This window comes from Sorangium sp. So ce448 (assembly GCF_051520915.1).
GTDB lineage: Bacteria > Myxococcota_A > Polyangia > Polyangiales > Polyangiaceae > Sorangium > Sorangium cellulosum_B.
On sequence record NZ_CP150343.1, the window covers coordinates 3,014,160 to 3,034,187 of the forward strand.

General features: G+C 71.0%; 11 protein-coding genes. 9 read left to right on the top strand and 2 right to left on the bottom strand.

What is annotated here, in order from left to right; translation table 11 throughout:
- The 4 genes from WMF45_RS11660 to WMF45_RS11675 are packed head-to-tail and all read left to right on the top strand — an operon-like array spanning position 1 to position 7,885.
- Positions 1-2,916, top strand: a complete 2,916-nt coding sequence (locus tag WMF45_RS11660) for a phage tail protein (protein ID WP_437716982.1) — start codon at positions 1-3, stop codon at positions 2,914-2,916.
- A complete protein-coding gene (locus tag WMF45_RS11665) occupies positions 2,913-4,652 on the top strand; it encodes a collagen-like triple helix repeat-containing protein (RefSeq protein ID WP_437716983.1) in 1,740 nt (579 codons plus the stop codon). The genes WMF45_RS11660 and WMF45_RS11665 overlap by 4 nt, the downstream gene beginning before the upstream one ends.
- 18 nt (positions 4,653-4,670) lie before the next feature.
- Positions 4,671-6,005, top strand: a complete 1,335-nt coding sequence (locus WMF45_RS11670) for a hypothetical protein (protein WP_437716984.1) — start codon at positions 4,671-4,673, stop codon at positions 6,003-6,005.
- A gap of 35 nt (positions 6,006-6,040) precedes the next feature.
- Entirely contained in the window at positions 6,041-7,885 is a 1,845-nt protein-coding gene (locus WMF45_RS11675; protein ID WP_437716985.1) for a hypothetical protein, read from the top strand.
- A gap of 3 nt (positions 7,886-7,888) precedes the next feature.
- On the opposite strand, the gene WMF45_RS11680 is transcribed toward WMF45_RS11675, so the two are convergent.
- Together WMF45_RS11680 and WMF45_RS11685 are read right to left on the bottom strand one after the other, a co-directional pair.
- Positions 7,889-8,599 (bottom strand): hypothetical protein, encoded by a 711-nt coding sequence (locus WMF45_RS11680; protein ID WP_437716986.1) that lies wholly within the window; start codon positions 8,597-8,599, stop codon positions 7,889-7,891.
- A 16-nt stretch (positions 8,600-8,615) separates the two neighbouring features.
- A complete protein-coding gene (locus WMF45_RS11685; protein WP_437716987.1) occupies positions 8,616-9,404 on the bottom strand; it encodes a hypothetical protein in 789 nt (262 codons plus the stop codon).
- A gap of 312 nt (positions 9,405-9,716) precedes the next feature.
- Between WMF45_RS11685 and WMF45_RS11690 the strand changes: the two genes are divergently transcribed.
- The 5 genes from WMF45_RS11690 to WMF45_RS11710 all read left to right on the top strand — a co-directional run bounded on the left by WMF45_RS11690 (position 9,717) and on the right by WMF45_RS11710 (position 19,923).
- The gene (locus WMF45_RS11690; RefSeq protein ID WP_437716988.1) at positions 9,717-11,747 is read left to right on the top strand and encodes an ATP-binding protein; all 2,031 of its coding nucleotides are present in this window, start codon (positions 9,717-9,719) and stop codon (positions 11,745-11,747) included.
- Between the two features lie 4 nt (positions 11,748-11,751).
- On the top strand, positions 11,752-15,057 hold the full coding sequence (locus tag WMF45_RS11695; RefSeq protein ID WP_437716989.1) for a phage tail protein: 3,306 nt from the start codon (positions 11,752-11,754) through the stop codon (positions 15,055-15,057).
- Between the two features lie 35 nt (positions 15,058-15,092).
- Positions 15,093-15,395: an Imm32 family immunity protein gene (locus WMF45_RS11700; protein ID WP_437716990.1), complete on the top strand. Its 303-nt coding sequence runs from the start codon at positions 15,093-15,095 to the stop codon at positions 15,393-15,395.
- Positions 15,396-15,621: 226 nt separating this feature from the next.
- Positions 15,622-17,625, top strand: a complete 2,004-nt coding sequence (locus tag WMF45_RS11705) for a CmcI family methyltransferase (protein WP_437716991.1) — start codon at positions 15,622-15,624, stop codon at positions 17,623-17,625.
- Between the two features lie 42 nt (positions 17,626-17,667).
- Entirely contained in the window at positions 17,668-19,923 is a 2,256-nt protein-coding gene (locus WMF45_RS11710; protein WP_437716992.1) for a glycosyltransferase family 2 protein, read from the top strand.
- Positions 19,924-20,028 lie beyond the last annotated feature (105 nt).

The window sequence follows — 20,028 nt, forward strand, 5'->3', positions numbered from 1 at the left end:
ATGAAGGACGTCAACGGAACGAGGTACCACCTCCTCCTCGGGCAGGACGACTGGGGCGTCCCTGGCTCCGAGTCGTCGCCGCTCACGAACGATCGGGTCGTGTGGAATGGCGCGCGCAACGAGGTCTCGCTCCGGGCGAAGACATTCAGGTTTCGTACAGGCCGGAGCGACCGCATCCCGGGCGTGAGCGACCACCGCGGCGCCGCCATGGACCATCATGGCAACTGGTACTGGATCGATCCTTCCGAGCGCGCGATCGTCGTGACCTCGTCGGGAAGCCGCGAGACAGCCACGTTCTGGCCCGTACCGGCCGAGGCGCGCGCGGAGCGCGAGACCGGCGCGTTCGGGCCCGCGGTCCGCGACGATGAGCCGCCGCGCTGGGTGCTATCGGGACTCGCGGTGACCGACGACCATTACCTCGTGGTGGGCGCACACGGCGACGACGGCTCCGTGCGGCTGCTCGTGTTCGACCTCTTCGGCGGCGGCGAGCCGATCCAGATGCTGTGGCCCAGCGCGCTGCCGCTCCGGATCCGGGACATGGCGCTCGCGCCCCAAGGGGCCCTGTGGATCCTCGACAGGGGCGATCCCGATCGAGGGGTCAGGGGCCGCTACTGGCGCCTCGACCGCCACCTCCGCGTCGTGCGGCGCGCCTCCTCGACGGCCTCGGCGCCGGGGGGCTTCTCGCCGTCGCCGCCGGCGCCGGCGTCGAGCGAACAGAGCGTCGAGCCCGCGCGCCCGGTCGACGCGAGCGACGCGTTCGACGCGCTCTCGGGCGATCCGATCGCGATCGAGGGGCTGCCCGACGGGTCGGTGATGGTCCTCGACCATGGCGGGTCCGAGTCGCGGGTGAGGCTGATTCGCCACATGACGAGCGGGGGCGCCGTCACGAGCGCCCAGGTGGCCGAGCTCTCGGTGTCGCGCTTCCAGGAGCTCCTCTGGGAGGGCGCGCGCGACGAGGCGATGGGATCGCCGGGGGACGTGCCGGAGCTCACGCCGCACGCGTTCGACGTGGCGTTCGTCCCCGACGCCGGATGCCCGTGGCCGTGGACAGGCGACGTGTTCCTCACGTCGAGCCATGGAAACCAGGCGTTTCGCGTGAGGCTCGAGGTCGACCAATCCGCGGGCGCTCTGCCCGACGCCCCTGACGCGCCGCCGCCCGTGCGGCTCGTGGCGCACACCGATTACGTGCCGATGCGCCTCCACGCGGGGCTCGGGCTCGTGACGGCCGCGGGGCGCGTGCATTACGACTCCGGCGGGCGCTGGATCCCGCTGGTGATCCAGCAGCGGCCGCGCTTCGAAGCCGAGGGCGAGATCGAGACCCGGAGCTTCGACAGCCGCGAGCCCGGGTGCGTGTGGCACAAGCTGGACCTCGACGGGGCCATTCCCGGCGGGGCCTCGGTCGAGGTGTGGAGTCGGGCGAACGACGAGCAGGACGCGCTCGCGCTCGGCGCGTGGCAGCGCGAGCCGGCGTTCACGTACAGGCGGCGCGATGGCTCGGAGCTGCCGTTCGTGCCGCAGGGCAAGCGCGAGGGCGAGGGGACTTGGGAAGTGCTCCTGCAGAACGCCCGGGGGCGGCACCTCCAGCTGCGCCTGCGCCTCTCGGGCGACGGGGTGCGGTCGCCCTCGCTGCGCGCGCTGCGGGTATGGTACCCGCGGTTTTCGTACCGGGACCGATACCTCCCGGGGGTGTACCGCGATCACGACGTGAGCGGTTTTCTCGAGCGCTTCCTGGCGAATTTCGAGGGCACCTTCACCACGATCGAGGGGCGCATCGCGGCCGGGCAGATGCTCTTCGACGTGCGCTCGTGCCCGCCCGAGGCGCTCGACTGGCTCGCCTCGTGGTTCGGCGTGCTGCTCGATCCGACGTGGGACGACCGGCGCCGGCGGCTCTTCATCCGCCATGCGATGCAGTTCTTCCAGATGCGGGGCACGGTGCGGGGGCTGCGCGCGGCGGTCGCGCTCGCCACGAGCGAATGCGTGGACGAGCGGCTCTTCTCGGACGAGGGGGCCGACGCGTACGGGCCCTTCGGGGTGCGGGTCGTCGAGCAGTTCAGGGCAAGGGAGTTCCCCGGGGCGCTGCTGGGCGACGCGAGCGGCCGCGACCCCGAAGGGACCCTCGCCGTCGTGGACCCGGGAGAGCCCTGGAAGCCTTCGGAGGGCCTGGGGGCGCTCCTGGAGCGTTATGGGCTCTTCCTCGACCGCTGGCGCCGAGGTGAGCCGTCCGACGGCCCGCGCCGCGCGGGCGAGCCCGCGGCGCCCATCCCCGAGACTTTTCCCACGCGCGCGCGCGATGGCGACGCCGACGCCGACGCGTGGCGGGCCTTCGTGCGCGGTGTCCTGGCGCTGCCCGACCTGCCCGATGGGGTCGATGAGCCTGGCTGGCGCGGTTACCTCGAGAGCCGGTACCGGAGCATCGATGCGCTCCGCGCCGCGCACGGCACGGACGCCGCGGGCTTCGGCGCGGTGATGTACCCGGACCCTCTGGCAGGCAACGCCCGGCTGCTCGACGACTGGTATCGCTACGAGTCCGCGGTGCGCCCCACGCGGAGGACAGCGCATCGCTTCACGGTGCTCGTCCCGGTGCCGCCGGGCGGCGCCGCGGACGAGGCCGCGCTCCGGGAGCGGCTCAGGGTCGCGGAGCGCGTCGTGGCCCTCGAGAAGCCCGCCCACACGACCTTCAACGTGATGTTCTACTGGGCGATGTTCCGCGTGGGGCGCGCGCGGCTCGGGCACGACACCCTCGTCGACCTCGGCGGGCGTGCGCCCGACCTCCTGCCCCCCGCGGTGGCTGGCAGGAGCTACCTGGCGCAGGCGTACGTCGCCACCGCGCTGCCCGACGGCGCCGTCGACCGGAGGCGCATCTCGGAGAGCACGCTTCAAGTGGTTCAAGGGGTTTCACAGGAGACGAGCGCATGAGTGTGTTCGAACCGTCGTCAAGGCTCAGGCCCATCGTGATCGATCCCCACAAACGCGTGAACTACACGCTGGGAATGGTGCTCGGCGTCGACGACTTCGTGCAGGAGCAGACCTGGCACGCCGAGTCGCTCCGTCACGTGGTGCGCGACCTCCTGGGCTACGGGACCGTGCGCGGGCTCAAGGTGACGACCCGGGGCGCTGCGAGCGCGCTCGAGGTGGTCGTGCGCCCGGGGGTCGCGGCCACGCCCCGGGGCGAGATCGTGCGCGTGCCCGCGGAGCAGTGCGCGCAGCTCGACACCTGGCTCGGGTCGGGGGGGTACGCGTCGGAGCGAGAGCGGAGCGCGCACCGCAATGCCGTGGCGGAGGCGGTTGTGGCGGGCTCTCCCGCGGACACCGGCACACTCACTGTCTACGTGGTGCTCGATTACGCCGAGTGCACGACCGACAAGCGGCCCATCCCGGGCGAGCCGTGCCGCAGCGAGGACGACGTGCTCGTCGACGCGCGCATCAAGGACGCGTTCTCGCTCACGCTCTCGCTCCGCCCACCGCAGCAGATCGAGCTTCAGGGGGCGCACGGCTTCGCGTGCTGGCTCGCGCGGGTCCCCCTCGTCGACACGTCGCCCGTCGACGGGCAGCTCGAGGACTTCCTCGACGCGATCCGCGCGGCCGCGGCCGCGAGCTCGCCTCCGGGACCGCCGTTCATGCAAACGCCGCCGCCCGCCGGCCTCACCATCCCGCGGAGCGAGGCCGAGCGCTGGCTGCGGGCCGCGCTGAGGCTGTACGTGACCGAGCTGCGGTCGAACGCCGACTGGCTCGCGCCGGGGCAGGACGCGACAGGGGAGCCCCCTTCGCGAGAGCGCAACGTGCCCTCGGGGATCCTGCTCGCGACGCTGCACGTGCAGGTGGTGCGCAACGCGCTCGACGCCGCGGCGCGCTGGGAGCTGTCGGCAGACCCGCTCTCCGTGACGATCGACGAGAGCGAGCGGCCGTTCCTCCTGCACTCGGATTTCTACAAAGAATACCTGCTGTGCACGGCCGACGTGATGCGCGAGGGCACCGTGGGGTCGGGCGTGCCGGGGCCTGCCGGGCCCCCTGGGCCCACGGGGCCTGCCGGAGCCGACGGCGCGACGGGGGCCGCTGGAGCGACTGGACCAGCCGGGCCCACCGGGCCTACGGGGCCTGCCGGAGCCAGCGGCGCAACGGGGCCGGCCGGGGCCACTGGGCCTACGGGGCCTGCCGGAGCCAGCGGCGCGACGGGGCCTGCCGGGCCCACTGGGCCTACCGGAGCCAGCGGCGCGCCAGGGGCCGCTGGAGCGACTGGACCTGCGGGGCCCACCGGACCTGTGGGGCCCACCGGAGCCACGGGCGATACGGGTCCGGCGGGCGATTCGCGCGCAGTGACGATCACGGCTGGCAACGTCGTCGTGGATGGACCGGCCGTGAATGGAATGCGGGCCACGTCCGTCGGGGGCGGGCCACCGGGGCCGTTCGTGTTGATCGAGTTCGAATTCGATCCGGCGGCGACCGACCCAGGGAAGTTCTTTTTCGCGCTGCATGCGATGCCCGTGATCGACATAAGGGAAGAAAGAGGCTCCAACGTCACGGTGAACATCGTCCAACCGTTCGACCACAAAGAGAAGATCGGGAGGTTCCAGCTGCGGTGCCAGCGCGACGGCGAGAACGTCACCAAGCTCGTCCTACAGATCGACATCGTGGCGTGGAGGATCGCGCCTTAGCGGGAGGCAACCAGCGTCATGAACACCGCGCAACTGCTGCAACCGCTGCTCGAGGGCGGGATCCAGTCCATCAAGTTCTTCAATGGGCGTCTGCTCTCCGCCGAGGACCTCCAGCAGGAGCAGCAGGCGCAGCGGGAGGCGCGGGCGCTGCTCGGCGTGGCCCTGGGCGACGGCGTCGTGCACGGCCTCGAGGTCTCGCGCGCGGGCGCAGCGACCGAGCCCGTGCTGCGCGTCGAGGCCGGCCTGGCCGTGAACCGCGAGGGGGTGCCGCTGCAGGTCCCCGAGGGCCTGGAGATCTCGCTCTCCCCCACGTCCCAGTCCTCGGTGAGCCCCGTGTCCGGCGGCGGCGGCGCGGGGCTGTTCCACGTGTGCGACGAGCCCGCGCGCGGCGACTACCTCAGCGGCCGTGACCTGTGGATCGTCACGATCGGGCCGGCGCAAGGGACACGCGGCCGGGCGCCGGTCACGGGCCTCGGGAGCAGCGCTGGCGCGTGCAACGCGAAGTACCTCATCGACGGCGTGACCTTCCGGACGCGCTGCATCACGAGGCGCCTCTCGGCAAGCGCCTTCGGCGCCGACGAGGAAGAGAGGTTGCGGAGCCGCCTGGCGTCGCGGTGCTTCGACCACGAGCACGCGCTCGACATGGCCCGCGATCCCTTCGGCACGCCCACGAGACAGCGGCTGGTCGACGATCTCCGCGCGGAAAAAGTGATCCCCGACGCCGAGGTGCCGCTCGCGGTCTTCTACTGGAAGGCGGGGGTTGGGTTCGTCTTCGTCGACCGATGGTCGGTGCGCAGGCGGATCGCGCTCCGCGACCGCGGCGACCGCTGGAGCCCGCTGCTCTCCGACGCGTCGAGGGCGGAGTCCGAGGCGCTGCTCGTGCAGTTTCAGGAGCAGATCGACGATCTGCTGCACATGAGCCTCGCGGAGCGCAAGGTGAAGGCCGAGGAGCTCAGGGCGTCGCGGTTCTTCACGCACCTCCCGCCTGTGGGCGTGCTGCCCATCGTGGGCAATCCCTCCCGGGGAGGGTTCTCCGTCGCGGAGTTCTTCCACGGCCTCACGCTCCGACCGCCGGGCGGCGCGATCCCCGAGGGGCCGCCGGCGTTCGAGGCGCACACGGTGATCGAGGGCTCGCGGGTCCGCGGGCTCCTCGAAGAGGCGCTGCGCCACGCGGCCGTGTCGACAGCCACCGACGAGATGTTCTGGATCTACCAGGTGCGCGAGAACATCCAGGCGGTGCGCGCGCCCGGGAGCGCGGTGCAGCCCTACGTGATCTTCGCGCGCGGGGCCGTCCCTTACCACGGCGGCGCGCCATTCAATGTGTCTCACTGGGGCTACGCCACGTACTCCTGATCTCCGCGGATATGGCCCTGCTGCGCGGAGATGCGATGACGGTCGAGCGGATGCGGGTGCGGGGCGCCCGCGATCCGCTCGCCGTGCGCCTTCGCGCGGAGTCCCTGCTCGGGGCCGTGGACCTGCGCCCTTCGTGGCTGCCCCCGGCGGCGGTGCTTATCGTGCGTTCGCTGCGCGTGCGCTCCTCGGCCGTCTTCGACCGCGGCATCGACGCGTCCGTGCTGCGCGCGTGGGAGCGGGCGCTCCAGGCCGAGGTCGATCGCGTGGCGCGCGGCGCTGCGCGGCCCGCGCGCGAGGCCGTGCCTGCCGCGGCCGAGGCCGTGCTCTTCAACGACCACGCCGAGATGCTCGCGTGCCTCGCGCGCGACGCGTGTGACGGGGTGATCGCGGAGCGCTGGTGGTGGGCCGGGCGGCTCAACGCCGGCAGTGCCGAGCGGCTCGTGGCGGGGGCCTGGCGGGAGGCGCCGGAGCACGTCCCGGGAGCGCTGTCGGCGCTCGCGCGCAGCGGCGACGCGGTGCGCTTCGTCGAGGCGCTGACGGTCGAAGAGCGACGCGCGGTGCTGCTCCCGATGCTCGAGGTGCACGGGCTTCCGGCGCTGCGCGCCGTGTTCGAAGCGGCGCCGGAGGGCGCTACGAGCGAGCGCGCGCCCGGAGAGGACCAGGGCGAGCCCACGTGGCGCGCCGTGGTGCCGGAGCGGAGGACCGGGGAAACGTACGCGGACGCGCTGGTGCTTGTGGGGTTGATGCTGGTGCGCGCGCCGTCGCGGGTGCGCAGCGGCGCCTTTGCAGAGGCCGCGCGGCGGTGGGTGCGCGGCGTGCGGCCGGAGCGCGGCGCGGGCGTCGCCGCGCGCGCTCTTTCCCCCGCGGGTGAGTCGGGCGCGCAGGCGCGCGAGCCCGGCGAACCGAGCGAGGGCGCGCGGTCCACGGCGATGGACGGGCGGACGGGCGCGAGCGGTCCTGAGGAGGCGCCGGGCGCCGCCGCGCCGATGCAGGTCGACCGGGCGCGCGAGGTCGCGCCGCGCGGCGATCGCTCGGAGCAGGCGGCCGCGGCGCCGCCGCCGATGGCGGCCGGCGCGCGAGAGACCAGCGAAGCGCGCGGCGCCCGGGAGGCGCCTGGGAGCGATGCTGTCGAGGCCGCCGCGGGCGTCTCGCTGTCTCGCGAGAGGGCGGGAGACGACGTTGCAGCAGGGAGGGGCGCAGAGCCCGCTGAGCCGCGCCCCGGGCCAGCGTGCGCGCAGGAGCGCCCCGAGCACGCCGAGCGCGGCGACGAGGAGCCGAGTTACGAGGCCATCGATGCATGGGAGATCGAGACGGCGCTCGGGGGCGTGTTCTTCCTTGTCTACGTGGGTATCAGGCTGGGCCTTTATGGCGACTGCTTCACGCCGCGGGAGCCGGGCATCTCGCTCCCTCTGTGGGACTGGCTCGCGCTGGCCGGCCGCGCGCTGCTCGGGGAGGGGCACGAGGACGACCCCCTGTGGGGATTACTCGCGGCGATCGCGGGGCGCGCAGGCTTCGAGGCGCCCGGGGAGGGCCTCGATGCGCCCGAGGGGTGGACGCTCCCCGACGAGTGGCTCGTGGACGACGGCGTGGCGCCGGCGGAGCGCTCGAGCGCGGCGGGAGGGCGCGCGATCGACCGCTGGATCGCGGGCCTGATCCCGCACGTGCGCGCGAGGCTCGCCGAGGCGCTGGGCGTGGCGCGGGGCGAGGTCGTCGAGGTGATGCTCTTGCGGAGGGCCCGCGTGCGCGCGACGGCGAGCCGAGTGGATGTGACGATGTCGCTCGCCGACCTGCCGATCGAGGTCAGGCGCGCGGGGATCGACCGCGACGTGGGCTGGGTGCCCGCGGCGGGGAGATACGTGGCGTTCTGGTTCGAGGCGTGAGCGTCAGCGGGGCAGCGGATTGTCGGAGAGGACGTCCGAGCAATTGTTCACGCCCTGGATCGTCGGCATGGGGCCGCTGCTGTTCTCGAGCTGCATCACCTGGAGCCCGGCGAGGCTCCCGCTGGTGAGCACCGCAGGCTCACCTGCGCAGGGCGGTCCGGCGGGCGCCATGCTCACGACGCAGAACCGACTCGGGACGGTGCTCTTCAGGACGATCTCCCAGTTCTGAGGGGGCGCTGGGTTGGTGATCTCGCACGTCCCATCGTTGCGCGTGGTGTGAGCCAGGGTGAGCCTGAGGCGGTAGCGGTTGCGGCGGGTGTTGTTGGTCGGGCTATCCGCAGGAATGTTCGCGGGAGGGATCAACACCGCGCTCGCGCCGCTCGCGAAGAGCGCCGTGACCGTCGGGGCGCCATAGTTCACGGCGAAGTCGGAGCCCCCAGGGAGGAATTGCGTGGGTCCGCTCCCCGTATGGTCCTTGATCTCCATGCTGAGCGGGCCCTCGAACGGCGTGCCGTCGTCGCCCGTGCTCAAGGGCCCACCATCTTCCAATCGGAGGGGCGTCTGGTCGATCCAGATGTCGACCGCGTGAATCGACGCGCTGTTCGCCGCGCGCGCGGGGATGGTGACCCTGAGGAGGTTCTTGGCGCACGCAGCCCCCGAGGCTGCCGCGAGGAGCGAGAGCGTGACGACGAGGAACTTTTTGAGCGACCGCATGGGACCTCGTGGACTCCTAGCCTGAAGGGAAGACTCGGGCGTTTGCCTGGGCGGATTGCGGTGCACCCGTGACCGATACCCGCACGGACACCTCGCGGCCGGTCAGGTTGACGTTGATCCGTGGTCTCGTGTCCGGAAATACGAAGCTGAGCTCCGAGCTCGAGCCGGTGACCGAGATGGGCTGCTCGCCTGTTGCGCTGGGGTAGACGACCTCGGTCGTGCCGTCCACGTAGAGCAGCTCGATCCGCGTCTGGTTGCCGGCGAAGTTCGTCCCGCGCACCGTCACCGGCTGGCCGATGATCAGGTTGGTGCCCGAGCCGGGGCCGCTCACCTCGCTGATTGTCGGCGAGGGCTGCGTCGCCGTCGATCGGACGAAGGCGTAGTTGCGTGAGGCGCGCCCGTTCTCGTTCTCGACCGAAACGACGAATGAAGCGCTCGACGCGCCCCCCCCCGACAGCACCGTATCGGGCACGCGGAAGCTGAGGCTCGACGCGCTGGTTCCCGTGGAGGTGAACACATAGCTCTCCACGGGAATCGGGACCTCGTTGATGCGGATGATATTGCGCAGCGTGCCCAGGACCGGATCGTACATGGGCACCACAAAATTGGCGCCGCGGATCGTCACGTTGCGCCCGACCTCCTGCTGCCCGGGGGGCTCGAACGCGTCGATGCGTACGGCCGTCGGTTCCTCCGCTTCGATCTTTTCAACGCGTGAGGCCAGGGCTTCCAGCGCATCGAGGAGGAGGTTAAACTGCTGGGCGGTGATGAGATCGCCCGGCCGAACGCGCGGGAACACCGTGGCCATTCGCTCGTCTCCTTCGCAAGAGCTGAAACCGTGCACCCCGTGAGGAGGCTCCGGCGGTCCCGATCGATCGACACCTCGTCACCTGCGCTTCTTGCAGGTGCAGCACCCGGCGATGGTCGTGAAGCCCCAGAACCCTCTTCACCTACTGAATGTCGGCGGTCACCGTGCCACATTCGATTGCGCCCGGTCAATCGGTTTCATGACCGGCGGCGATGAACCTGATGGCCCTGGGAGCGCATGCGGTCGTAGAATGACGGGGCATAACGATGGCGTTTCAGGCGCCCGGTGCAGAGCGGAGGGGTAGCGGAATCGATGTTGAGCGAGGGAGCCGCAGAGCACTTTCGGCTGCACCTCTTCGCGGCCGTCGCGCGGGTGATCGGCGAGGCCGCCCGCGGCTTCGAGAGCGTCGACGCGCTCCTCGAGCAGCTCCCCTTTCTCGCGGGGTACCGGGACGAGCTCCCCGAGGGCTCGATCGAGGACCCCGCGTGGTGGCCCGCGGCCATCGCCGATTTCGAGCGCGGCGCGGGTGAGCACCTGCCGCTGCGCGCGCTGCGGGAGGCCGCGGGGCTCGACCATGACGCCCTGACGCTGCTCCTTTCGCTGGGCCTTCAGGAAGAAGACCCGCGCTTCGGTCTGCTCTTCGACGCCGCGCAGGGCACCTCCGGACAGCAGCGCCCCACGCTCGGGCTCGTCAATGCATGGTGGCGCGGCGAGGTCGATCGCGGGGAGGTGCGCGCCCGTCTCCGGCGCCTGCACGAGCTCGGGCTCGTCGGCGTGCTCAACCCGGACGCGCCGCGCACGCAATGGCAGCTCCATGTGCATGCTCCCGTGTGGGACGCGCTCCGCGGCGAGGCGAGCGACGGCGTCGCGGCGTGGCTCACGCACCGCCCTCGCGAGGCGCTCGTGCCGCTCGGAGGGCTCATCGCACCCGAGGCGCTGCGCCGCGAGCTCGCGCGCCTGCCCGAGCTGCTCGCCTCGGGGGAGGTGAGGGCGTTGCTCGTCCGCGGCCCTCGCCATTGCGGCCGCCGGACGCTCCTCGGCGCTGTCGCGCACGCCGTGGGGCGGGGCGTGCTCGAGGCGCGCGGCCTCGCGCGTGATGATGACCACCGCTGGCGAACGCTCGGGTCGCTCGCGACGCTCCTGAACGCCGTCCCTGTGGCGGTCTTCGACGCGGGGCCCGGCGAGACCATCGATGTCCCTTCGCTCGCGGAGCGAGGCGAGCTGCTCGGCGTGGTCATGGGGCGGCAGGGGGGCGCGCGGGGCCCCGGCGTCGAGGGCGCGCTCACGCTCACGCTGGGGATGCCCGCGGCCGGCGAGCGCCGCGCCCACTGGCGCGCGGCGCTCGGCGACACGCCCTGCCCAGCCCTCGACGACCTCGCGTCGCGCTTCCGCATGACCAGCGGGCACATCCGCCGCGCCGCCCCGGTGGCGCGCTCGCTCGCCCGGCTCGACGGCCGCCGCGAGGTCGCCCTCGATGACGTGCGCCGCGCCGCGCAGACGCTGCACCGCCAGGCGCTCGACACGCTGGCCGCCAGGGTGACGTGCGAGGGCGCGTGGACGTCCCTCGCGCTGCCTCCCGAGACGCTGCGCGACCTGCGCGATCTCGAGGCGCGCTGCCGCCAGCGGGAGACGATCCGCGAGCGCGTGGGGCCGGTGCTGCGCAGCGGGCTCAACCCGGGCGTGCGCGCGATGTTCCAGGGGCCGAGCGGCACGGGCAAGACCTTCGCGGCGCGCGTCCTCGCGGCGGAGCTCGGCATGGAGCTCTACCGCGTCGACCTGGCCTCGGTCGTGAACAAGTACATCGGTGAGACGGAGAAGAGCCTGAACCAGGTGTTCACGCTCGCCGAGGAGCTCGACGTGATCCTCCTGCTCGACGAGGGGGACGCCCTGCTCGCGCAGCGCACGGGGGTGCAGAGCTCCAACGACCGTTACGCCAACCTCGAGACCAACTTCCTGCTGCAACGGCTGGAGGCGTACGAGGGCATCGTGGTGGTGACCACCAACGCGGGCTCGCACATCGACACGGCCTTTCAGCGCCGCATGGATGTCGTCGTGGACTTTCGCGCGCCCGACGCCTCCGAGCGTCACGCGCTCTGGCAGCTCCACCTCCCGCCCGAGCACGCTGTCGACGGGGCGCTGCTCGCCGAGGTGGCCTCTCGGTGCCAGCTCACGGGGGGACAGATCCGGAACGCGGTGCTCCACGCCGCGCTGCTCGCGGCGGAGGTCAACGCGCTCGTGAGCAACCCACAGATCGAGGCCGCGGTGGTGCGCGAATACCGCAAGTCGGGCGGGCAATGCCCGCTGCGGCACCTCTCGGACTTCGCAAGGCAAGGGGGTCGCTGAGCCCATGGCCGGCGCCGCGCGGCTGTTCCCTCCGTCGCCGAAGCCGGCGGGGGGCATCGTCACGCCTGCGGTGCGCTCACCTCGCGTCCGGGTCGCGAAGGCCGCGAAGGACCCGCGCTTCCTGAAGGTGATGGCGCAGCTGCAGGCGAGCGCCAAGAAGGTCGGTCAGCGCCCGCCGGCCGCGAGAGTGGCGGCCGAGGCGCAGGCCGCGGCGAAGGCGCCCGCGAACGAGAAGGTGGCAGGGGCGCGCGCCAACCAGGTCGACGAGATCAAGGACGCGAAGGCGGAGAAGCCCACGACGGGCGGCTTCCTCGCCGTGCTGCGCGCCGAGATCGACAAGGTGATGCCCAAGAACCTCGACGACGCCGACAAGTTCATGAAGGGCGGCGAGAGCGGGCAGATCAAGGGCTCTGTCGCGAGCAACGTCAAGCAGCAGAAGGAGGGCGCCTCCGGCCCCACGGAGCAGGCCACGAAGGCGCCGCCAGACACCGGCAAGGTCGAGGGCAAGGAGGTGACGCCGCTCCCGTCGGAGCCCGCGACCGCCGCGCCGCCGGTCGCGGGCGCCGAGGCGATGCCCGCGCCCAAGCCGCAGGCCCAGGTCGACAAGACCGCCAAGGACGCGTCGGCCTCGGCCGACCAGAAGATGAAGGACGCGGAGCTCACCTCCGAGCAGATGACCAAGGCCAACGATCCTCGCTTCAGCTCGGTGCTGACGGCCCGGGACAAGGCCAAGGAGACGGCTGCAGCGGGGCCGGCGAAGTACCGCGCGGGCGAGCAGAAGGCGCTTGTGCAGGCGAAGGCGGGCGCCACGGGCGACTCGGGCAAGGGGCTCGCGGCCCTGACGGCGACGAAGGGGTCGACGGGCAACAAGGCCAAGTCGCGGCAGCAGCTCGCCAAGGAGAAGGACGAGGCCGAGCGCAAGAAGGTCACCGACACGATCGCCGCGATCTTCGACAAGACCAAGGCGAAGGTCGAGGCGAAGCTCAGCACGCTCGAGGCCGACGTGATGGCCGTGTTCGACGCCGGCGCCGACGCGGCGCTCGCGGCGATGAAGAGCAGCGCCAACGCGGAGATCGACCGCTTCAAGTCCGACCGCTACAGCGGGATCACGGGCGGGGCGCGCTGGATCGCCGACCTGTTCCGCGACACGCCGCCCGAGATCAAGGCGATCATCGCGCGGGCGCGCCAGCGCTTCACCACGCAGATGGACGCGCTCGCGGTGCGGGTGGCCGGCATGGTCGACCAGCGGCTCGCCGAGGCGAAGGCCATCGTGGCCGCGGGTCAGGCCGAGGTGAAGACGTATGTCGCGGGCCTGTCGCCGAGCCTCAGGGCCGTCGGGCAGCAGGCCCAGGCGGACGTGCAGTCGAGGTTCGACGAGCTGAAGCAGTCGATCGACGACAAGGCGCAGGATCTCGCCGAGAAGCTCGCGCAGAAATACAAGGACGCCTCGGAGAAGGCCGACGCCGCGGCCAAGGAGATGGAGGACGCCAACAAGGGCGCGCTGAAGGGCCTGGCCGACAAGATCGGCGAGATCGTCAAGATCCTGGCGGAGTTCGCCGATCGCGTGGTGTCGCTGTTCAAGAAGGCGGCCGGCGTCGTCAAGAAGATCGTCGCCGACCCCATCGGGTTCCTCGGCAACCTGCTCTCGGCGATCAAACAGGGCATCTCGCGCTTCGTCGGCAACATCTGGACGCACATCAAGAAGGGCTTCATGACATGGCTCTTCGGCGAGCTGACGAAGGCCGGCGTCGAGATCCCGTCGGACCTGACGCTCCCGTCGATCCTGAAGCTCGTGCTGGGGGTGCTCGGCCTGACGTGGGCGAACATCCGGCCGAAGATCGTCAAGAAGGTCGGCGAGCGCGCCGTCTCGGTGCTCGAGAAGGTCGTCGAGATCTTGATGAAGCTCTTCACCTCCGGCCCGGCCGCGCTCTGGGCGGAGATGGAGGCGTTCGTCGGCAACCTGAAGGGGATGGTGATCGACGCCATCCTCGACTGGGTGATCGCCAAGGTGATCACGTCGGCGATCACCAAGATCGCGTCGATGTTCAACCCCGCGGGCGCGATCATTCAGGCCATCATCATGGTCTACAACGTCGGGGCGTGGCTGGCGGCGAACCTCAGCCGCATCCTCGACTTCATCGAGTCGGTCGTGAACTCGGTCGACCGCATCGCCAACGGCGACGTGGGCGGCGCCGCGGCGTGGATCGAGCAGGCGCTCTCAAGGATGATCCCGATCCTTATCGGGTTCCTCGCGAGCTTGCTCGGCCTCGGGGGGCTTGCGGCGAAGGTGAAGAGCTTTATCACGAAGGTGCAGGCCAAGGTCAGCAAGGCCGTGGACTTCGTGATCGACAAGGTCTTCAACGTCGTCAAGAAGATCATCGGCAGGGTCACGGGGAAGGACAAGAAGGACGGCAAGCCGGACGAGCGCACGGACGCGCAGAAGAAGGCGGACCTGCACAATGCCGTGCGGGATGCGGACAAACTTCTCGCTGGGAAGAATGCGAACCTCGGAAAGGTTCGGAGCCGCCTACCTGCGATTCGCAACAAGTACAAGCTGACATCGCTCGAGCTGATCACCGTCACCAGCGGCAAGAAGGTCAAGGTCCATGTCCACGGAGTGATCAATCCAGAGGAGGACGGACCCGAGAAGGAGCAGTCCGACGAAGATCGCTTCAAGCAGGCGTTGGCGGCGGCGACTGCAGCGACAGGCGACTGCAAGACCGCGATCGATAACGAATTGAAGGCCAACGAGACGGCTACGCATGCGGCTAACGAAAGCATCCGCACTGCAGGTACCGCCGACCGCCAGCCGTTCATCGATCACAAGAACGCGCTCCAGAGGCAAAAGATCGAGCTTCAGCGACTTCAGCCGTCTGTGACATCGTTGGAGGGGCGTGTCGAGCAGTCGAAGAAGGACGGCGCCGATCCGGAATTGCAACCGATCGCCGCAGAGGACCTCGGAAAAATCAAGACTGAAGCGGATCAGCTGAGGGCATCGATCCAGGCGGTGCCCAAGCCCGTGTTGAGCGGCGGCGCCGCATCAGCGAAGAAGGAGTGGAAGCACGGAAGTATTACCAAGCTCGGTCGACGACGTTTTGGAACGCACCAGGTCGAGGTGCATGTCGACGAACGCGGTCCGCATGTGCATCTCGACCGAGGTGCTGCTGACGAGAAGTATATCAACCTCAAGGGGTTCTCTTCCGCGGCAGATGGCGACGCTCAGCTGCCCGGGGCCCTTCAGGGTAACGGCACCATCGTCTCGGCGATGCAGGAGGCGATCGATACGTGGAAGCGCGAGACGGGCGAGTGAGAAGATGGTGCGAATCAATCATTTAGGCTCAAGGTATGATTGTTGATACAGTTGTTCGGATTGAATACAATGAGAGCGGGCTGCCCGTTCTGATCCCTACCCCGGGCTGCCGTCTCACGGCGGCGAAGCACGGAAACAGCTTCACGATCAAGGGGAACCGGGAGGGGCTCTTGCTCCTCGCGCGCAGCCTGATCGGCTTGGCGCAGATGCCAGAGAACGAGGCCAACCGCGGGTACCACATCCACCTCGACGATCTCTACGAGATCAATGACCAGGGCGTTGATGTGCTCGTAGCGCTCGACGAGACGCCCACCGGATTGGAGGGGCAGGGTGGATGAATGAGCTCGTCGCCTTCTTCTGTCGCTTCGACATGAGCGCGCGGCACCCCGCGCTGGCGCATGACCCGACGCCGCGCGGTTGTTGCCTCCGTCGCCGAAGCCCGCGGGAAGCATCATCACGCCCGCGGTCAAGCTCGGGCCTGGAGCACCTTGTGGCTTGAACGCGAGGGGCATTTCAACGACCATCGGCGTCAAGAGACGCCCCGCGGCGATGGAGCCCCTTCCCGTGTATCTCACCGACCTCACGCCCACCCAGGTTCGTGTCGGCTATGGCCAGCTCGGTCTTCACGGCAGCCTCGGCTACGAGAACAAGCCCGTGCGCGTCGCCGACCGCTCGTATTCGCACGCCCTGAGCGCGCATCCGCCCTCGCGCGTGCGCTTCTCGCTCGGCGGGCGCTACGGCGCCCTCCGCTGCCACGTGGCGCTCAACGACGACGTGCCGCCGGGCCGCTCCTCCGCGGATTTCTCGGTATTCGCCGATGGCCGCCTCGTCGCCGTCGTGCCTCACGTGCTCGCGGGAGCGCCGCCGCGGGAGCTCGTCGCCGACGTGCGCGGCGCGAACACCCTGGAGCTCGAGATCCGCACGAGCCGCTGGGAGTTCTGCCACGCGGTCTGGCTCGACCCGGTGCTCGACGAGGCGCCGCCGGCGCGCGCCGCGGAGCGCCTCCTCGATTGCCTGGGACGCGCCGAGATCACCCTGCCTCGCGTGGTGCCGTCCGCGCGGCGCTGCATCGCGACGGTTGTGTCTCCGGGGTACACCGAGCTGCTCGACGACATGCTCGGGTCGCTGTACGCCCACGGCGGCTGCCAGGACGCGCTGCTCGTCGTGTTCGCGCTCGACGCCGACGCGGAGTGCGTGAGGGTGGCCGGCAAGTACGGCGCGACGCTCATCCCGTGCCGGTCGCACGCGCGCATCAACGCGACGAGCAAGGCGCTGCTCTACACGGTCGCACGCGTTGTCGACGCGGAGCGGTACCTCTGCCTGGACGCCGATATGCTCGTGCTGGGCGACCTGCGCCCGATCTTCGCCGCGCTCGAGGCGGCGCCCAGCGGGAGCATCCTTGTGTGCCGCGAGGGCAACAGCCGGGGGCTCGCGAACCTCGGCCACGCGTTCCGCGACGCGTACTGGGGCAACGCGAACGACCTCAAGGCGCTGAAGATCACCGACGCCGAGCTCGCGTACCCGCTCGCCGTCAACGACGGGCTGTTCGCGGCCGAACGCTCGGCGATGCTCGCGCTCGACGGCTTCATCCGAGAGCTCCCCGGCGCGGTCGCGTGGGTGGACCAGCGACGCGACAACTGGTGGCGTAACCAGTTCATCTTCAACCTGGCGCTGGCCCGGCTGGACTGCGCCGTCGAGCTCGATCCAACCTGGAACCTCCAGCTCCACGCGCAGGACGTGGAGTGGGCCGAGCGCGACGGCCGCGCGCGCGCCGAGTGGCACGGCAGGCCGGTGCGGGTGCTCCACTTCAGCGGCGTGGGCCGGCGCAAGTACCCGGAGCAGCGCAACAAGTTCGTGCGGGTCTCCGACCCCCTCGCGGGGGGAGGCGGCGGCGACCCCTACGCGGCGTTCCTCGACGCGCTGCGCGCGTGGATCGGGCGCTTCGGGCTCGCGTCGCTCGCCTGGTCGTTCTACGGCGTCACCGACGCCACAACCGCCCGGGTGGCCGACCCCTCGACGTTCCCTCTGCTGGCGCTGCTCCACTACCTGGTGCGCACCAATGGATGCGTGCGCGTCCTCGAGACGGGCACCGCCCGCGGCATCTCCGCCGCCTGCCTCGCGTCGGCGGTGGCCCATCGCGCCGAGGGCCGGGTGGTCACCCTCGACCCCTATCGCCACGCGGAGCGGAGCGAGCTGTGGAGAATGCTGCCCGAATCCATCGGTCGGTGCATCGACGAGCGCACGGTGGGTTCGCTCGAGGGCATGGCCGCCGCGCTGGAGGCCGGGGAGCGGTACGAGGCCGCGCTGCTCGACTCGATCCACACCGAGGAGCACGTCTGGGCCGAGTTCGAGCTGGCGTCACGCCTGGTATGCCCCGGAGGCCTGATCCTGATCCACGACGCGATCTATGCGCACGGCACGGTCGGCAAAGCCCTCTCGCGGATCCAGGCCGCGGGGTATGATGTCACGCGCCTTTGGACGGCGGAGTCCGGCATGCACGAAGATGACCGTCTGGGTCTCGCCGTGATCGAGAACCGCCGCACCCGTGAGGCCGCCACGCCGTCGTGAGCGGAGCGCCGACGCCGCCGACCGATGCTCGCCACCTGCATCATGCCCACGCACGATCGACGCGCCTTCGTGCCGCGCGCGATCGAGGGCTTTCTCTCGCAGGACATCGACGCGATCGAGCTCGTGATCCTCGACGACGGCGCCGACGCGGTGAGAGACCTCGTGCCCGAGCACCCGCGGATACGCTACCTGCGCCATCCTGCGAAGCTCTCGCTGGGCGAAAAGCGCAACGCGCTCTGCCGCGAGGCGCGGGGCGCGGTCATCGTGCACTGGGACGACGACGACTGGTACCCTCCGTGGCGCGTGCGCATTCAGCTCGAGGCGCTGCGCTCGCGCGACGCCGACGCGTGCGGCAGCCGCACGACCTGGTACCACGAGCCCGCGACGGGGCGCGCGTGGCGTTATGAGTATCGCGGCGCCGACGCGTACGTGACGGGCAACACCCTCGTGTATCGAAAGGCCTTCTGGGAGAAGAACCCCTTCGCCGAGGTGCAGGTGGGCGAGGACACCCGCTTCGTGCGCTCGGTGCCGCGCGGGCGCCTCGTCGACCTCGCGGATCCTGGCCTCTGCGTCGCCACGGTGCACCCGGGCAACGTGTCGCCCAAGCGCCCCGCGAGCAGCGCGTGGACGCGGGTGGACCCCGACGCGCTGCCGTCGGCGAGGGGCGCGGACGGGCAGCCGCGGCGTTCACCCGAGCTGCCTCGCGTGTCGTGCATCATGCCCACGGCCGACCGGAGGCCCTTCGTGACGCTCGCGCTGGAGCTCTTCGCCGCGCAGACGCTGCCCGATCGCGAGCTCGTTGTTGTCGACGACGGCGGCGATCCGGTGGGCGACCTCTGCGAGGGCGCTCCCGGCGTGCGCTACCTGCGCCTCCCGCAGAAGATGTCCATCGGCGCGAAGCGCAACGTCGCGTGCCAGAGCGCCACGGGGGAGCTCATCGCCCACTGGGACGACGATGACTGGTACGGCCCCGAGCGATTGCGCCTCCAGGCCGAGCCCATCGCGGCGGGGCGCGCGGACGTCACGGGGCTCGAGAACGCGTATACCCTGAAGCTGCCCGAGGGGGAGTTCTGGGGCACGTCGAGGCGGCTCCACCAGCGGATGTTCGTGGAAGACGTGCACGGAGGGACATTGATGTTCCGCAGGTCCCTCTTCGATGGCGGCGTCCGGTATCCGGACACGAACCTCGCCGAGGACGCCGCCCTGCTCCGGGCGCTCACGACCCGCGGGGCTCGGCTCGAGCGCGTGGGGAACGGCGGCGTGTTCGTGTATGTGCGCCACGGGCGCAACGCGTGGCGCTTCGACGCGGGGCGTTTCCTCGACAGCTCGGGCTGGCGCCGCGTCGAGGCGCCGCGGGCGATGCCGCAGGCCGCTGTCGAGCGGTACCGCGCCGCGGCCTCGGGGGCAGCCGTTGCGCGCGACGTGCCGCCGCCGGCGGGGCGCGACGCGTTCCGCGATTGCCTCGATGCAGCGGACGTGACGCTCCCCGATGCGCCCCTCCGCGCGGAGCGTTGCGTGGCCGTCGTCGCGGGGGAGGGGCAGGCGGGCCTCCTCGACGCGCTGCTCGACTCCATCGAACGCCGCGGCGGCATCCCGGACGCGCTGAAGGTGGTGTTCATCGAGGGGGTGTCGCCGGGCTGCGAGCGGGTGGCCGCGCAGCACCGCGCCGAGGTCGTGCGATGCCGCGCGACGCGCGCGCCGTCGCCCGCGCTGAAAGGCGTGCTCTACGCGATGGCCCGCGCGGTCGATGCGCGGCAGTACCTCTGCCTCGACGCCGACCTGCTCGTGCTCGACTCGCTCGCCGAGCTCTTCGAGCAGCACGCGCGCCTGCCGGCCGGGAAAGTGCTCATCGCGCCCGAATCCATGCCCGGCGGCCCCGCGTGCCTCGGCGCTGCCCTCACGGCGATCTATCATGCGACCGCCGGGGAGATCGCTTCACTCACGCGCGGAGACCCCGCCCTCGCCGCGTATCCCCACGTCGTGAACGACGGGCTCTTCGTGGCCGACCGCGTGGGTCTGGAGGCGGTCGACGGGTGGCTCCGCTCCTCCGCCGGGATCGCGCAATGGGTGCATGGGCGCCGCGACGTCCGGTGGCGCCAGAAGGCCGCGCTCAACCTCGCCCTCGCCAGCATCGGCGCCGGCGCCGCGCTCGACCCTTCGTACAACGTGCAGTTGCACGCCGAGCGGGCCGAGCCCGACGGCGGCGGCGCGCGATGGCGAGGTGGACGTGCGAGGGTGCTGCACTTCAACGGCGCAGGACGCAGGCTCCACGCCGCCTGGTGCACCCGATTGCGGTGAGCGTCCGCCCGCGGGCGACGGCCCCGATCCGGCTGTGTCCGCCGCCCTGCCGGGACGCGTGTTGGTGCGCACTTTGCTGAAGCCCCGGCTCCCCGGAGGACATCT

What these genes read in the sequence shown, in the direction of transcription:
- WMF45_RS11700 (WP_437716990.1), top strand. Translation starts at nt 15,093, where the DNA reads ATGATTGTTGATACAGTTGTTCGGATTGAATACAATGAGAGCGGGCTG.
- WMF45_RS11660 (WP_437716982.1), top strand. Translation starts at nt 1, where the DNA reads ATGAAGGACGTCAACGGAACGAGGTACCACCTCCTCCTCGGGCAGGAC.
- WMF45_RS11665 (WP_437716983.1), top strand. Translation starts at nt 2,913, where the DNA reads ATGAGTGTGTTCGAACCGTCGTCAAGGCTCAGGCCCATCGTGATCGAT.
- WMF45_RS11670 (WP_437716984.1), top strand. Translation starts at nt 4,671, where the DNA reads ATGAACACCGCGCAACTGCTGCAACCGCTGCTCGAGGGCGGGATCCAG.
- WMF45_RS11680 (WP_437716986.1), bottom strand. Translation starts at nt 8,599, where the DNA reads ATGCGGTCGCTCAAAAAGTTCCTCGTCGTCACGCTCTCGCTCCTCGCG.
- WMF45_RS11690 (WP_437716988.1), top strand. Translation starts at nt 9,717, where the DNA reads ATGTTGAGCGAGGGAGCCGCAGAGCACTTTCGGCTGCACCTCTTCGCG.
- WMF45_RS11695 (WP_437716989.1), top strand. Translation starts at nt 11,752, where the DNA reads ATGGCCGGCGCCGCGCGGCTGTTCCCTCCGTCGCCGAAGCCGGCGGGG.
- WMF45_RS11710 (WP_437716992.1), top strand. Translation starts at nt 17,668, where the DNA reads ATGCCCACGCACGATCGACGCGCCTTCGTGCCGCGCGCGATCGAGGGC.
- WMF45_RS11675 (WP_437716985.1), top strand. Translation starts at nt 6,041, where the DNA reads ATGACGGTCGAGCGGATGCGGGTGCGGGGCGCCCGCGATCCGCTCGCC.
- WMF45_RS11685 (WP_437716987.1), bottom strand. Translation starts at nt 9,404, where the DNA reads ATGGCCACGGTGTTCCCGCGCGTTCGGCCGGGCGATCTCATCACCGCC.